Annotated in this window: 13 protein-coding genes; 10 read left to right on the plus strand and 3 right to left on the minus strand. The window is 64.3% G+C overall.

Annotated elements, in window-relative coordinates; translation table 11 throughout:
• Positions 1-5: 5 nt before the first annotated feature.
• Positions 6-533, plus strand: a complete 528-nt coding sequence (locus tag RM463_RS13025) for a TRAP transporter small permease (protein WP_195689821.1) — start codon at positions 6-8, stop codon at positions 531-533.
• Positions 523-1,812, plus strand: a complete 1,290-nt coding sequence (locus RM463_RS13030) for a TRAP transporter large permease (protein ID WP_311430256.1) — start codon at positions 523-525, stop codon at positions 1,810-1,812. Before RM463_RS13025 ends, RM463_RS13030 begins: the two co-directional genes overlap by 11 nt.
• Positions 1,813-1,925: 113 nt before the next feature.
• On the opposite strand, the gene RM463_RS13035 is transcribed toward RM463_RS13030, so the two are convergent.
• On the minus strand, positions 1,926-2,813 hold the full coding sequence (locus RM463_RS13035) for a helix-turn-helix domain-containing protein (RefSeq protein ID WP_311430257.1): 888 nt from the start codon (positions 2,811-2,813) through the stop codon (positions 1,926-1,928).
• 159 nt (positions 2,814-2,972) lie between these two features.
• Between RM463_RS13035 and pobA the strand changes: the two genes are divergently transcribed.
• Positions 2,973-4,157, plus strand: a complete 1,185-nt coding sequence (pobA, locus tag RM463_RS13040; protein WP_195689823.1) for a 4-hydroxybenzoate 3-monooxygenase — start codon at positions 2,973-2,975, stop codon at positions 4,155-4,157.
• Between the two features lie 84 nt (positions 4,158-4,241).
• Here pobA and RM463_RS13045 read toward each other — a convergent pair whose 3' ends face one another.
• Together RM463_RS13045 and RM463_RS13050 are read right to left on the minus strand one after the other, a co-directional pair.
• Entirely contained in the window at positions 4,242-4,643 is a 402-nt protein-coding gene (locus RM463_RS13045; RefSeq protein ID WP_311430258.1) for a hypothetical protein, read from the minus strand.
• Positions 4,644-4,727: 84 nt separating this feature from the next.
• The gene (locus tag RM463_RS13050) at positions 4,728-5,723 is read right to left on the minus strand and encodes an LLM class flavin-dependent oxidoreductase (protein ID WP_311430259.1); all 996 of its coding nucleotides are present in this window, start codon (positions 5,721-5,723) and stop codon (positions 4,728-4,730) included.
• A 242-nt stretch (positions 5,724-5,965) separates the two neighbouring features.
• Between RM463_RS13050 and RM463_RS13055 the strand changes: the two genes are divergently transcribed.
• The 7 genes from RM463_RS13055 to RM463_RS13085 all read left to right on the plus strand — a co-directional run bounded on the left by RM463_RS13055 (position 5,966) and on the right by RM463_RS13085 (position 13,957).
• Entirely contained in the window at positions 5,966-6,139 is a 174-nt protein-coding gene (locus RM463_RS13055; protein ID WP_195689826.1) for a hypothetical protein, read from the plus strand.
• Positions 6,140-6,267: 128 nt separating this feature from the next.
• A complete protein-coding gene (locus tag RM463_RS13060; RefSeq protein ID WP_195689827.1) occupies positions 6,268-7,575 on the plus strand; it encodes an ATP-grasp domain-containing protein in 1,308 nt (435 codons plus the stop codon).
• Positions 7,576-7,590: 15 nt separating this feature from the next.
• A complete protein-coding gene (locus RM463_RS13065; RefSeq protein ID WP_195689828.1) occupies positions 7,591-9,624 on the plus strand; it encodes a CocE/NonD family hydrolase in 2,034 nt (677 codons plus the stop codon).
• 91 nt (positions 9,625-9,715) lie between these two features.
• Positions 9,716-11,095, plus strand: coding sequence for an MFS transporter (locus tag RM463_RS13070; protein WP_195689829.1), 1,380 nt, complete (start codon positions 9,716-9,718; stop codon positions 11,093-11,095).
• A gap of 72 nt (positions 11,096-11,167) precedes the next feature.
• The gene (locus RM463_RS13075) at positions 11,168-11,689 is read left to right on the plus strand and encodes a TIGR02281 family clan AA aspartic protease (RefSeq protein WP_195689830.1); all 522 of its coding nucleotides are present in this window, start codon (positions 11,168-11,170) and stop codon (positions 11,687-11,689) included.
• A gap of 132 nt (positions 11,690-11,821) precedes the next feature.
• Positions 11,822-12,871, plus strand: coding sequence for a nitronate monooxygenase family protein (locus tag RM463_RS13080; protein WP_195689831.1), 1,050 nt, complete (start codon positions 11,822-11,824; stop codon positions 12,869-12,871).
• A gap of 78 nt (positions 12,872-12,949) precedes the next feature.
• A complete protein-coding gene (locus tag RM463_RS13085) occupies positions 12,950-13,957 on the plus strand; it encodes a YihY/virulence factor BrkB family protein (RefSeq protein ID WP_195689832.1) in 1,008 nt (335 codons plus the stop codon).
• Positions 13,958-13,974 lie beyond the last annotated feature (17 nt).

A 13,974-nucleotide genomic window follows, 5' to 3' on the forward strand; every position in this document is an offset into this window, starting at 1 on the left:
GCCATATGCAGTCAACCTTGAAAAGGGCCAGCCACTGGCTGGCCCTGTTGTGCAAGCTAGTGGCCGGCATCGCCCTGCTGGGGCTGCTGGGGGTCACCATCGTTGATGTCACTACCCGCTATCTATCGCGGCTCACCGACGGGAGCGTGGCGTTGAGCGTGACCGGTAGTGTGGAACTGGTGAGCTATTTGATGCTGTTCTCGCTGCTGGCGGCCATGGCCGCCAATGTGGAGAAGAGCCAGGTGGTGGTGGAGGCCTTCTCCCATGGCCTGTCACCCACCATCAAGAACCGCCTGCACGGCGTCTATCTTCTGGGTTTCACGGCCCTTGGCCTGGTGCTCTTTTTCGGTCTGCTGGAGTCCGGCAGTTCGGCTGCTCGGTATGGTGAGGTGACTCAGGATCTGCGGATTCCCATGGGGCCCATCTATTACGCCGCCGCCGTACTCAGTCTGATGCTGGGACTACGGAGTCTGGTCCATGCCTTGTTGAGTGCCATCTTCGGCGTCGAAGGGGAGGTCTCCCATGGGGAGTGAGATGATCGGGGCCATCGGTCTGGGCCTCTTGTTGGTACTGATGATGCTACGGGTACCAGTAGCGTTGACCATGTTGATTGTCGGGGTGGTGGGTTTTGCCCAGGTGATCAGCTGGGATGCCGCCATCGCCCAGCTCAAGACCGTGCCGGTAGAAGTGCTCTCCAACTACAGCTTCAGTGCGGTACCGATGTTCATCCTCATGGGCGTGCTGGCGGCACACTCCGGCATGGCCGGCAAGCTGTTCCACTCTACCCGTGTGATCTGCGGTGGCTGGAAGGGTGGCCTGGCCATCGCTGCCGTCGGCTCCTGCGGCATCTTCTCGGCGATCTCCGGTTCCTCGCTGGCCACCGCCAGCACCATGACCCGTGTCGCTCTGCCCGAGATGGAACGCTACGGCTACAACCGGGGCCTGGCCACCGGCGCGCTGGCGGCCGGGGGAACCCTGGGCATCATGATTCCGCCCTCCATCGCCCTGCTGATCTACGCCATCCTTACCGAGCAATCGGTCGGCGACATGTTCATGGCAGGCCTGGTGCCGGGGCTGATGGGGCTGGTGATGTATGCACTGACGGTCAGCGTGGTGATGCGGATCAAGCCATCGCTGGCGGTGGCCGGCGAGTCGACCACCTGGACACAGAAGCTGGCTTCGCTCTCTGGCCTGGTGCCCTTCTTCGCGGTCTTTCTGGTAATGATTCTGGGCATCTACTTTGGCGCCTTCACCCCTACCGAGGGAGCCAGTGTCGGCGCCTTCGCCACCCTGCTCTACGCCCTGGTCAAGGGCATGCGCGCAGCCGCGTTATGGCGCAGCGTGCAGGAGACCCTGGCGCTCTCGGCGGTGGTGTTCTTCATGCTGGTAGGTGCCGAGACCCTGGGCTACTTCATCTCGGTGTCACGGATCTCCTTCTCGATTACCGATCTGCTCTATGGCATGGAGCTTTCGCCCATGGTCGTGGTGCTGTGCATCCTGCTGCTCTATTTCGTGCTGGGGATGTTCATGGATGCGATTGCCATGCTGGTAATCACGGTGCCGGTGGTTTATCCGATTATCCAGGCGCTCGGTATCGACCCCATCTGGTTCGGCATCATCACCGTGCTGACCGTTGAGCTGGGGCTGATAACCCCTCCGGTTGGGATGAACGTATTCGTGATCAAGGCCATGGCGCCTCATGTCGGGTTGGGCGAGATATTCAAGGGGGTAGCACCCTTTATCGTCTCGGATTTCGTGCGACTGGCCTTGCTGATCCTCTTTCCGGCGCTGACGGCGCTGTTCCTGATGTGAGCATCAGAAGTCCCTGGGCCAATCTCTAGACTAACAAGTGCCCCCGAGAGCCATGCTCGCGGGGGCGCTGTCGTTTTTGGGGTACTGCCGCGGGCATGATATCGAGGCCGCGCTTAGGCCTGGCGCCGCCGAAACTCACGCGGTGCCAGGCCGGTCAGGCGCTTGAAGAAGCGAGTGAAGTAGGCGGGTTCCGAAAACCCAAGGCTATCCGCAACCTGGGCGACCGTCATGTTGGTGTAGGTAAGCTGGCGCTTCGCCTCGAGCAGCAGCCGTTCATGCAGCAGTTGCAGGGCACTGCGATTGGCGAGGCGACGGCACAGCAGGTTGAGATGAGCGCTGGTCATGCCGAGCTGCTCGGCGAACCGTTCGACACTAGGCTGCTGACGAAACTGTTGTTCGATAAGTGCCTGGTAGTTTTGCAGATGTACCAGTCCTCGCTCCTGGGGGCGAGGAGCACTCGTGCTGCCGGTGTGGAGCGGTCTCGCGATCAGGCGGGAGATCTCGATGAACAGCGCCTCGGTGAGCGCTTCCAGGATGCGCTCGCGGCCGGGGGCGGGGTGGCGATACTCGTCTCCCAGCTGGTCCACCAGGGTCGCGATGCGCCGGGCCGGTCGATCGGCCTCGAGAGGGTAGGCGGTGGCCAGTGACATTGCTCCTGCCAGGGCACCCAGCTGCTGCTCCAGCCGTTCGGCCAGGGGGCTGGCCAGGGTGATGATATGGCCCTGGGTATCCGGTGAGAAGTGGAAGCCATGGATGCTCATGGCGGGCACTACGATGATCAGGGGAGCCTCATGGGAGCGCTGGCTCCCCTCCAGCTCAAGGCGGACGCGCCCGGTGGTCAAATGGAGCAGGTGCAGCAGGTCGGCATGGCGGTGAGGCTGGATTTTCCAGTCGTGCAGCCGGCTGCGCTCGGCAATCGATTCCCAGTGGAGTAGATCCGGGGTTGGCCAGTGGCGCGTCTCGCCATACAGCTTGAAGACGGGGACGGCGTTGGTGGACATAAGCTTTTCAGCAGGCATGTGACTAAAGTTGCAGGCTTGTATTGTGATTGTCCATATTTAACTACCAATATTGTCTTATTCGGGGCGGGTTTTCAGTAAAAAATACAATTCATATAGCGAACATCTGTTCACCATTCCAAACAGTGGAGTCTCCCCGTCATGAAAACTCAGGTCGCGATCATCGGTGCCGGGCCCTCGGGCCTTCTGCTTGGCCAGCTGCTGAGCCGCCAGGGAATCGACAATATTATTCTCGAGCGCAAGAGCGGTGAGTACGTGTTGGGCCGTATTCGTGCGGGTGTACTCGAGCAGGGTATGGTCGATCTGCTGCGCGAGGCGGGTGTCGACAAGCGCATGGATGAAGAGGGTGAGGTTCATGATGGTGTGGAGCTGGCCCTGGACAATCGTCGTGTGCGCGTCGACCTGGCCGGGCTGACAGGGGGCAAGACCGTGATGGTCTACGGCCAGACCGAGGTGACGCGTGATCTGATGGAGGCGCGGGAAGCGATCGGAGGCACGACCATCTACGAGGCCGACAACGTGCAGCCCCACGACCTCGAGAGCGATAGTCCCTATATCACTTTCGAAAAGGATGGCGAGACTCACCGTCTCGATTGCGACTACGTGGCAGGTTGCGACGGCTTCCACGGTATCTCGCGAAAGTCAATCCCGGCGGATCGCATCAAGGAGTTTGAGAAGGTCTATCCCTTCGGCTGGCTGGGTCTGCTCTCCGATACTCCGCCGGTGGCCGACGAGCTGATCTATGCCCGCCATGAGCGTGGCTTCGCCCTGTGCAGCATGCGGTCATCGACCCGCAGCCGCTACTATATTCAGGTGGGGCTAGACGAGAAGGTCGAGGAGTGGTCCGACGAGCGCTTCTGGGAGGAGCTCAAGCGGCGTGTTCCCGATGATGTCGCCGCCAAGCTGGTCACCGGACCGTCTCTCGAGAAGAGCATTGCCCCGCTGCGCAGCTTCGTGGTCGAGCCGATGCAGTACGGCCGGCTGTTCCTGGTAGGGGATGCGGCACATATCGTGCCGCCCACCGGGGCCAAGGGGCTCAACCTGGCGGCAAGCGACGTCAACACCCTCTATCGGTTGATGGTCCAGGTCTACCAGGAGGGGCGCACCGACCTGATCCCCAACTACTCCGCGACCTGTCTCAAGCGGATCTGGAAGGCCGAGCGCTTCTCCTGGTGGATGACTTCGATGTTGCACAAGTTCTCCGAAGAAGAGGACTTTAATACTCGCATGCAGCAGGCCGAGCTCGACTATGTGACAAGCTCCGAGGCGGGGCTGACCACCATCGCCGAGAACTACGTCGGGCTACCCTACGAGTCGCTGGAATAAGCCTGCTCTCTGGCGACCCTTGATGTGGAGCTATCGTGATACGGGCCCGCCTGATGGCGGGCCCGTAGTGTTTGTCGACTCTGCTTACCGCTTCTGATCCTCGTCCCCCTTCACCTCATAATCCCCCTCCAGCACCTGCTGTTCGTGGTGGTTTCCTCTGGAGGAGTGAGTCTCGCGATAGCGGGGCTCGCGGTAGCTGAAGCCGCCGCTGACATCTTCGGCCTGATCGGCACGCATCTGCTCCATGCGCTTCTTCAGGCGGTGGCGCAGCAGCGGCATCAGCGCCCAGCCCAGCAGCATGAAGATCAGGCCGAAGACCATGGCCACGATCATCAGGGTGCCGAACAGCAGCCAGGCGAGCAGCATCTTGAGGCTTTCGAGCAGGCCATTGCCCTGGCGTTGGCGTGCGCGCTGCTGCCACTGCTGGGCGGCGCGCCAGGCGGGATTCTGGCGGGGATCTCGGTGCGGGCCTTGGGAGTCGGGCATGTTAACCTCCAGGGGTCGCGTCGGGTGTGACGCAAGATGAACTGCCCCTTGGAAAGCCCGGGGACAGAGTTCGTTCCTTATAGACTACCTCTTCCACATGTCGGCAACGATCTCGTAGCTTCTCAGGCGGTCCTCCAGGGCATAGACGTCGGTGTTGAGCATCAGCTCGTCGGCGCCGGTCTGTTCGAGGAAGGCCTCCAGCCCCTGCTGCACGGTCCCGGGGCCGCCGACGATGGCGGCCCCCAGGAACTGTTGCAGCTGAGCCTCCTCGATAGGCGACATCTCCAGGTGCTCCACCGGGGGCTTGGCGCTGGTGCGTCGACCACGAATCATGCCCAGGAACTTCTGGCGCATGGTGGAAGCCAGGTAGTCGGCGTGGGCATCGGTCTCGGCGGCGACCACCGGCAGCCCGACCATGGCGTGGGGGCGCTCGAGGACCGCAGAGGGCTGAAAGTTGTCGCGGTAGAGGCGCAGTGCCTCGAACAGATACCCCGGGGCGAACTGGGCGGCGAAGGCGAAGGGCAGGCCCAGGCGTGCGGCGAGCTGGGCGCTGTAGCCGCTGGAGCCCAGCAGCCAGAGGGGGACATGGGTGCCCTGGCCGGGAACCGCGAGCACCCGCTGGTCGGGTCGCGGGTCGTCGAGAAAGCCTTGCAGCTCCTCCAGGCGTTGCGGGAAGTCGTCCACCCCGGCATAGGGGTCACGGCGCAGCGCCGCCATGGTGGCACCGTCGGAACCCGGTGCGCGGCCCAGCCCCAGGTCGATACGCCCGGGGTAGAGGGTTTCCAGGGTGCCGAACTGCTCGGCGATCACCAGGGGCGGATGGTTGGGCAGCATGATGCCGCCGCTGCCCACACGGATGCGCTGGGTGGCACCGGCCACATGGCCGATCAGCACCGCGGTGGCGGCGCTGGCGATGCCCTCGATGCCATGATGTTCGGCGAGCCAGAAGCGGGTAAAGCCCAGGCGCTCGGTCAATTGGGCCAGGGCCACGCTTTCACGGTAGCTGTCGGCGGCGCTGCCACCCTCGCGGATGGGGGCCAGGTCGAGAACGGACAAGGAAGTAGCGGCGAGGCGAGACATGAAAGCTCCGGTTGGCGTGGGGCGAAAAAGTTAGCCTGCTGAAGAGTATTGATGGGGGCGGATCGCCTTCGATGCAATGCCGCTTACGTCGAGACCGCTTCGCCGGGCGGGGGAGGGGCAACTGCCTCGAGCCTCAAGGTGGTCGAGTGACCTATCAATCCCCGCGAGGGCCTCTCATCGCTGGCCTACCGCTGGTGCAGGTCGTAAGCTTTGGGTATCAATGGTGAAATCGGACTTCCGCCATGCCTCCCACTCCTGTTACGGGTGAGCGTCGCCGTCGGGGAGCGACTCGACGGCGACACTCCGCTGCCCGGTATACACGCTTCGATCGTTGGCTCGATCGCCTGGTCGTACTGGCCGTGATCATCGCCCTGGTGGTCGGCGGTTCGGCGTTGATCGTCAGCCTGGTGCTGTAGCCTGGGCCCGCTCATCCCTCCTCGGCTGGATCATGCTGCAAGGACTATGCTGCAAGATGATGGCCGTGTCGCCGTGACGGCGACCAGGCTTGGTCAGTGGTGCCGTCGAGGGGCGGCGGGAGGTGACCATGAACAGTGCAGTGCGCCATGTCTTCGTGGTGGGGCTCAACGACTTCAACCGGGAGCGGTTAGAGAGCCTCAGGGGAGCCGACGGTTGGCGCTTTCATGGGGTCATCGACCCCGCGGCGGTCTACGACACCGAGGTCTTCGACATTTCCGCCATGCTCGATGAAGCCACCGAGCGGCTGGAGGCCTTCGATGGCAGCGTGGATGCCATCGTCGGCTACATGGACTTCCCGGTGTCGACCATGCTGCCGATCCTCTGCGAGCGTTTCGGCACTCGTTCCCCCACGCTGTCCAGCCTGCTCAAGTGCGAGCACAAGTACTGGAGTCGCCGAGTGCAGAAGGAGGTGATCGCCGATTATATTCCCGGCTTCACGGCCTTCGATCCCTTCGATGACGAGGCGCTGGTCCATATCGGCGAAGCCGGACTCTACTTCCCGTTCTTCATCAAGCCAATCAAGTCCTCGGGGTCGCGGCTGGGCTTTCGCATCGACACCCCGGAAGACTTCTACCACGCCATCGAGAAACTGCGTGAGGAGATCGGCCTGATCGCCGATCCCTTCAACACCGTGCTCGAGCGTGCCCGGCTGCCCGACGAGATCGCCGCCGTGGACGGCCACTTCTGCATGGCCGAGGAGATCATCGGCGGGTGGCAGTGCACGGTGGAGGGCTACGTCTTCGAGGGCGAGGTGGTCAGCTACGGCATCGTCGACTCGCTGCGCTATCCTCAGGTGCTGAGCTTCTTCCACTATCGCTACCCCTCGGGGCTGCCCGCCCCCATCCAGGACAAGATGCGCGAACTCACCGACAGGGTGATGCGCCACATCGGCTTCGACAACTCGGCCTTCAACATCGAGTACTTCTGGGACGAGGTGCAGGACCGCATCTGGCTGCTGGAGATCAATACCCGTATCTCCCAGTCCCACTGCGACCTCTTCGAGAAGGTCGACGGGGTCAGCAACCAGCAGGTCACCATCGACCTGGCCCTGGGGCGGCGCCCCGACATGCCGCATCGCCAGGGTGAATACGCCGTGGCGGCCAAGTTCTTCTATCGGGTGTTCTTCGTCGATGCCGTGGCCACCCGAGTGCCGAGTGACGCGGAAGTCGCCGCCCTGGAGGCGGATTTTCCGGGTAGCGTGATCGCCCTTCAGGTGGAGGCCGGGCAGCGCCTGTCGACGCTGCTCGAGCAGGACAGCTACAGCTATGCCCTGGCCTATATCTGGATGGGCGCCGACAGCGCAGAACGCCTCCTCGAGGACTACGAGCGTCTGGCGGCCCGACTGACGTTCGAGTTCGACGAGATCGAAGGCTGACGGAGGAGGACAGGAATGCGCATCGTCACCGATTTTCCGCGCCGGGTTATGGAGGAGGAGACCTGGATCACGCTGCCCGACGGCATTCGCCTGGGGGTGCGCATCTGGCGTCCCGTGGACGCCGAGCGTCATCCCGTTCCGGCGATCCTCGAGTACTTGCCCTATCGCAAGCGCGACCTCACCGCCGAGCGTGACGTCCAGGTTCACCCCTACTGGGCCGGCCATGGCTACGCCGGGGTACGGGTCGATATCCGCGGCACCGGCGATTCCGACGGCGTGCTCACCGACGAATATACCCCCCAGGAGCTCGATGACGGCTTGGCGGTTCTGGAGTGGCTGGCCGACCAGCCCTGGTGTACCGGTGACGTGGGCATGGTGGGCATCTCGTGGGGTGGCTTCAACGGCCTGCAGATCGCCGCTCTGCAGCCGCCTCAGCTCAAGGCGGTGATCACTCTGTGCTTTACCGACGATCGCTACGCCGATGACATTCATCATATGGGGGGCTGTCTGCTCGCCGACAATCTCTCCTGGGCATCGACCATGTTCGACGGCAACGCCTGTCCGCCGGATCCGGAGCTGGTGGGGGATCGCTGGCGCGATATGTGGATGCAGCGCCTCGATGGCAGCGGCCTGTGGCTCACTCAGTGGCTAGAACACCAGCGTCGCGACGACTATTGGAAACATGGCTCGGTATGCGAGGATTACGCGCGGATCCAGTGTCCGGTCTATGCGGTCAGCGGCTGGGCGGATGGCTACTGCAACGCGGTGTTTCGCCTGCTGGAGGGCATAGATGTTCCGCGCAAGGGGCTGGTGGGCCCCTGGGCTCACAAGTATCCGCATCTCGGCGTGCCCGGTCCGGCCATCGGCTTCCTTCAGGAGTCGCTGCGCTGGTGGGATCAGTGGCTCAAGGGCGAGCAGACCGGGATCATGGACGAGCCCATGCTGCGGCTGTGGATGCAGGATTCTGCCCCACCCTCGGCCCGCTACGACGAGCGCCCCGGACGCTGGGTCGCCGAACCCGACTGGCCATCGCCGAACATCCTCCCCTGGGCGCTACGGCTGACCCCGGGGCATGACCTGCTGCCTGAAGAGGAGATGGCGGGGAGCGACCCCGAGGCGACCCTGGATATCCGGTCGCCGCTCTCGGTGGGGCTCTACGCCGGCAAATGGTGCTCCTACAATGCCCCCCCGGACCTGCCCTATGATCAGCGCGACGAGGATGGCGGGGCACTGGTCTTCCAGACCTCTCGCCTGGATGCCCCCCTGGAGATCTGCGGGGCTCCGGTGGTCGAGCTGATGGTGGCCGCCGACCAGCCGGTGGCCATGGTGGCGCTGCGCCTCTCCGATATCGGGCAAGACGACAAGGCCACCCGGGTCTCCTATGGGTTGCTCAACCTGAGCCACCGCGACAGCGATGAGCACCCCGAGCCAATGGAGCCGGGACGGCGCTACCGCGTGCGCATATCACTCAAGCATATTGCCCAGCAATTCGCCGCCGGTCATGCCATCCGCCTGGCGCTCTCCACCAGCTACTGGCCCCTGGCCTGGCCGGCACCCCGCCCGGTCCGCCTGACCGTGTGGCCCGCGGAAAGCCGCCTGTTGCTGCCCCTGCGTGAGCCGCGGCCACAGGAGGAGGCAGCCCTGGTGCCCTTCGCCGAGCCCGAAGGCGCACCGCCCCTGGCCAAGACGCTGCTACAGCCGACCCAGGAGACCTGGCGGGTGATCCGTGATCTCGCCAGCGACAAGACGATGCTGGAGGTGATTCACGACGAGGGGCGCTATCGAATCGACGATATTGGCCTCGAGATTGCGGCTCGGGTCACCGAGCGTTACCAGTACACCTACGGCAATTATGACAGCGTCAGCGGCTGGACCGAGTGGAGGCGCAGCTTCAGGCGTGGTGACTGGGAGGTCCACACCCTGACCCGAACCCTGCTGACCAGCGACGTCGACAACTTCCGTATCCGTGCCACCCTGGATGCCTGGGAGGGCGATACCCGTATCTATGCAGGGACCTGGGACGAGACGATCACTCGGGATCTGGTCTAGCACTTGTCTCTACCCTTGCCCCTCGAACCTCAATGGCCGGGGAGGCCCGCGACTGCTATCTTGGCCCCTTTCTCGATAGGGATGCCCCGCCATGAGCGTGACCGCCGCCGACGCGCCCAGCAGGCCCAGGGCCTCGCGCAAGGAGATTTTGGGTTGGGCGATGTTCGACTTCGCCAACCAGGCCTACACCCTGCTGATCATCACCGTGGTCTTCGGTGAACTGTTCACCACGGTGATCGTCGGTGAGCGCGGCGGCGACTACCGGTTGGCCAACTTCCTGTGGAGCCTGGCGCTGGCCGTCAGCTATCTGCTGGTGGTGGTCACCGGGCCGCTGTGCGGCGCGGTGATGGACTACCGCGCCGAGAAGAAGCGCTTCCTGTTTGCCAGCTACCTGGCCACGGTGGCCGCCACCGCCATGCTCTACTTCGTGGCGCCGGGCTACGTGCTGCTTGGCCTCGCGCTGATCGTGGTCTCCAACTACGCCTACTCCATGGGCGAGTCATTTATCGCCGCCTTCCTGCCCGATCTCGGGCCGCCGGAGGATCTGGGCAAGATCTCCGGGTTCGGCTGGGCGCTGGGCTACGTCGGGGGGCTCTTCGCCGCCGGCTTCACCCTGGTGGCGCTGGGGGAGGCGACGGCGGAGAATTTCGAGCGTATTCGCTGGGTGGGGCCCTTCGCCGCCGGCTTCTTCCTGGTCACCGCCATTCCTACCTTCCTGTGGGTGAAGGAGCGTGGCACGCCGCAGCCCGCCGGCAAGCCCTACCGGGATATCGCCCGGGAGCGTGTCTCGACGACCCTGCATGAGCTGCGGCGCTTTCGGGACCTGGCGACCTTCCTGGTCTCGCTGCTCTTCTCCATGGCCGGGGTCTACATCATCATCGCCTTCGCCTTTATCTACGGCGCCCAGGTGATCGGCTGGGACGAGTCGATTCGCAACCTGATGTTCATCATCGTGCAGGTCACCGCGGCGGCCGGTGCCCTGGGTTTCGGCTTTATCCAGGATCGCATCGGCACCAAGCTCACCTACCAGTTCACCCTGGTGCTGTGGGTGGCGGCGATACTTGCCATCTGGGCCACCCCCGAGGTGACGGCCCTGCTCAATGGGCGCTTCGGGCTCGGCTGGGAGGCCCAGCATCTGTTTCTCTTCGTCGGCTGCCTGGCGGGGCTCTCGCTGGGCTCCAGTCAGTCCGCCAGCCGTGCCCTGGTGGGGCTCTTCTCGCCGACTCGCAAGGCCGCCGAGTTCTTCGGCTTCTGGGGGCTGGCCAACAAGCTGGCCGGTGTCTTCGGCATCATCGCCCTGGGGCTGCTGCAGTCGGTGGTGGGGCTGCAGGCCTCGATACTGCTGTGTGCGGCGCTGTTTGTCGTTGCCATCCTGATCTGCCTGTTCGTCGACCAGGCTCGAGGCCAGCGCGCCGCCGCGGCCTGGGAGGCACGCAACGGCCGCGCCAGGGGTGATCTCTCGGCAGAGTGATCCGTCGAGCGTGGGGAATCCACTAGCCTCGAGTGGGTCAAAGGAGATCGGGGCCTTGCCGGGAGTGACAGGATGAGCGATCAGGGCAGGGGAGTGAAGCGCACCGGGCTTGGCATGATGCTGCTGTTCTGGATGCTGTTCATCGCGACCGGGACCTGGTGGTTCCAGGGTTTCGTGGAGCGCCAGCGCAACCCCAACAGCCATCTGGTCAATGCCGTGGGTGAGGGCACGCCGGTGGTGCTCGAGCGCAATCGCGGCGGCCACTTCGTGGCCACCGGTCGAATCAACGGCGAGCCGGTGGAGTTTCTGGTGGATACCGGTGCCACCTATGTGGCACTGCCGCGGCAGATGGCCGAGCGGCTGGGGCTCGAGGCGACCGGCAGCGCCTGGTTCAATACCGCCAACGGCCGAGTGCGCGGTGATCTCACCATGCTCGATGAGGTCAGCCTGGGCGGCTATGTGGCCCGTGATGTGCGTGGTTCCGTTAGCCTGGGCCTGGAGGGCGATACCGCCCTGCTGGGCATGAGCTTCCTCGACCATTTCGATATCCGCATCCGGGACGCCCAGATGGTGCTGGAGCCCGCCGCAGAGTGAGCGTTGACCATCCCGCAACAGCCACCGCGCCGGTTCTTGTTGAAGACCTGCGCTGCGCCCAATGTCGTCTTGCCGCGGACAAGAGGGGGCAAGCAGACTATAGCGATACTCACCCCCGTGACGGAGCCTGTCATGACCCTCTCGCCATCTCTGCACCAGCGTCTCGGCATCGAGCTGCCTATCCTCCAGGCACCCATGGCCGGTGCCCAGGACAGCGCCCTTGCCATCGCCGTGGCGCGAGCCGGAGGGCTGGGGGCGCTGCCCTGTGCCATGCTCTCGCCCGAGGCCATGGGCGAGGAGCTCGCGGCGTTCCGCGCCGCCACCTCGGCGCCACTCAACGTCAACTTCTTCTGCCATGCTCCTCCCGAGCCGGACCCTGGCGTCCAGGCGCGCTGGCACAAGGCGCTCGCGCCCTTCTTCGCCGAGTTCGGCCTGGATATCGATGCAGTGACCCAGGGGCCAGGGCGTCGCCCCTTCGACCATCAGGCCTGTGATGTCCTGGAACCCTTTCGGCCCGAGGTAGTGAGCTTTCACTTCGGTCTGCCCGACGCCGCCCTGCTCGAACGGATCAAGGCCTGGGGCGCCACGGTTCTCTCCACGGCCACCACGGTGGAGGAGGCTCGCTGGCTCGACGCTCGGGGAGCCGATGCGTTGATCGTTCAGGGGCTGGAGGCTGGAGGGCATCGCGGCATGTTCCTGAGAGAGGAGATCACGACCCAGATGGGCATCCTTGCCCTGTTGCCCCAGGTGCGTGATGCCGTCGGCCTGCCCCTGGTCGCCGCCGGGGGGATCGCCGATGCCAGCGGGGTGGCGGCGGCCCGGGCGTTGGGTGCCGATGCCGTGCAGGTAGGCACCTCCCTGCTGTGCTGCCCCGAGACCACGATCTCGGCGATCCATCGCCGCGCGCTGCAGTCGGAGGCGGCATGTCATACGGCGCTGACCAACCTTTATAGCGGTCGTCCGGCCCGAGGCATCGTCACCCGGCTGATGCGAGAGCTGGGGCCCATGGCCGAGGTGGCCCCGGCCTTTCCCCTGGCCACCTCGGCAATCGCGCCGCTACGCGCTGCCGCCGAGGCCACGGGCAGCGGTGACTTCTCGCCACTCTGGGCCGGGCAGAACGCCAGTCGCTGTCGTCCGATCCCCGCCGCCGGCGTCATCGCCGAGCTTGCCGCCGGGATGTGAGACTGCCGATATCAACTGGCAACATCGATAAATGAGCAAGGAGAGCGCTGCAGCTTCCCCACTGCAACGGAGGTGCCTATGGCGAAGCAGACACATGGGCGTTGCGCCAGCAAGCCCGGTCAGATCCCCGCGGGTGGCTGGCTGGACATCCTGTGGCGCGTCAAGCAGGAGGTCACCCAGGATCTCGTCGCCATGATGGCTGCCGGTATTGCCTTCAATGCCATGCTGGCGCTCTTCCCGATGATCGCGGCCATCATCTCGATCTGGGCGCTGGTGATGGATCCTCAGGACCTGGCGGGTCAGATCATTCAGCTGAGCCGTTACCTGCCGCCCGAGGCCTCCAGCCTGATCAACGACCAGGCACGCAAGATCGGCGAGAGCACCAGTACCGGCCTCAGTCTCACGGCGCTGGGCAGCGTGCTGGTAGCGATGTTTATCGGCTCCAAGGGCGTGCTGTGGATGGTGCTGGGACTGAATGTTGTCTATGGAGAACAGGACAGACGCGGAGCGCTGCATCGCGGCCTGATCGTCGCGGCTCTGACGCTGGGGCTGATCCTCATGCTGCTGGTCACCGTTGCCTTTGTCGCCTTCTTCCCGCTGGCGATCGGCATGCTGGGGCTGGATACCCTGCTGGTAAGGGCCATCGCCTGGCTGCGCTGGCCGACACTGCTGGTGGTGATGATGCTGGTGATTGCCGTTTTCTACCGCTTCGGGCCCTATCGGCGGTCGCCACGCTGGAGGTGGCTCAGCGTCGGCTCTGTCGTCGCCACCTTGGTGTGGCTGACCGGCTCCATTGGGCTATCGCTCTATTTCGGTCGCGTGGTCAGCGTAAGCGAAATCTATGGGTCACTGGGCGCGGTGGTGATGCTGATGCTGTGGTTCTGGCTCTCGGCCTTTGTGGTGCTGCTCGGGGCCGAGTTCAACGCGGAAATGGAGCGCCAGACCTACCGTGATACGACCGTCGGTGAGCCTCGCCCCCTCGGAGAGCGCGACGCCTATGCAGCCGACACCGTGGGCCATGGGGGGCCATGGCGCGGCGTCAGTCCTGGGAAGTGCAAGACCTCCGACCCGGATGATTCCTTATGACGCTGGCCTGCCGGCGC

The organism is Halomonas sp. LES1 (genome assembly GCF_031846005.1).
GTDB lineage: Bacteria > Pseudomonadota > Gammaproteobacteria > Pseudomonadales > Halomonadaceae > Halomonas.

Coding starts and splice junctions, on each gene's coding strand:
- RM463_RS13025 (WP_195689821.1), top strand. CDS start 6: ATGCAGTCAACCTTGAAAAGGGCCAGCCACTGGCTGGCCCTGTTGTGC.
- RM463_RS13030 (WP_311430256.1), top strand. CDS start 523: ATGGGGAGTGAGATGATCGGGGCCATCGGTCTGGGCCTCTTGTTGGTA.
- RM463_RS13035 (WP_311430257.1), bottom strand. CDS start 2,813: ATGTCCACCAACGCCGTCCCCGTCTTCAAGCTGTATGGCGAGACGCGC.
- pobA (WP_195689823.1), top strand. CDS start 2,973: ATGAAAACTCAGGTCGCGATCATCGGTGCCGGGCCCTCGGGCCTTCTG.
- RM463_RS13045 (WP_311430258.1), bottom strand. CDS start 4,643: ATGCCCGACTCCCAAGGCCCGCACCGAGATCCCCGCCAGAATCCCGCC.
- RM463_RS13050 (WP_311430259.1), bottom strand. CDS start 5,723: ATGTCTCGCCTCGCCGCTACTTCCTTGTCCGTTCTCGACCTGGCCCCC.
- RM463_RS13055 (WP_195689826.1), top strand. CDS start 5,966: ATGCCTCCCACTCCTGTTACGGGTGAGCGTCGCCGTCGGGGAGCGACT.
- RM463_RS13060 (WP_195689827.1), top strand. CDS start 6,268: ATGAACAGTGCAGTGCGCCATGTCTTCGTGGTGGGGCTCAACGACTTC.
- RM463_RS13065 (WP_195689828.1), top strand. CDS start 7,591: ATGCGCATCGTCACCGATTTTCCGCGCCGGGTTATGGAGGAGGAGACC.
- RM463_RS13070 (WP_195689829.1), top strand. CDS start 9,716: ATGAGCGTGACCGCCGCCGACGCGCCCAGCAGGCCCAGGGCCTCGCGC.
- RM463_RS13075 (WP_195689830.1), top strand. CDS start 11,168: ATGAGCGATCAGGGCAGGGGAGTGAAGCGCACCGGGCTTGGCATGATG.
- RM463_RS13080 (WP_195689831.1), top strand. CDS start 11,822: ATGACCCTCTCGCCATCTCTGCACCAGCGTCTCGGCATCGAGCTGCCT.
- RM463_RS13085 (WP_195689832.1), top strand. CDS start 12,950: ATGGCGAAGCAGACACATGGGCGTTGCGCCAGCAAGCCCGGTCAGATC.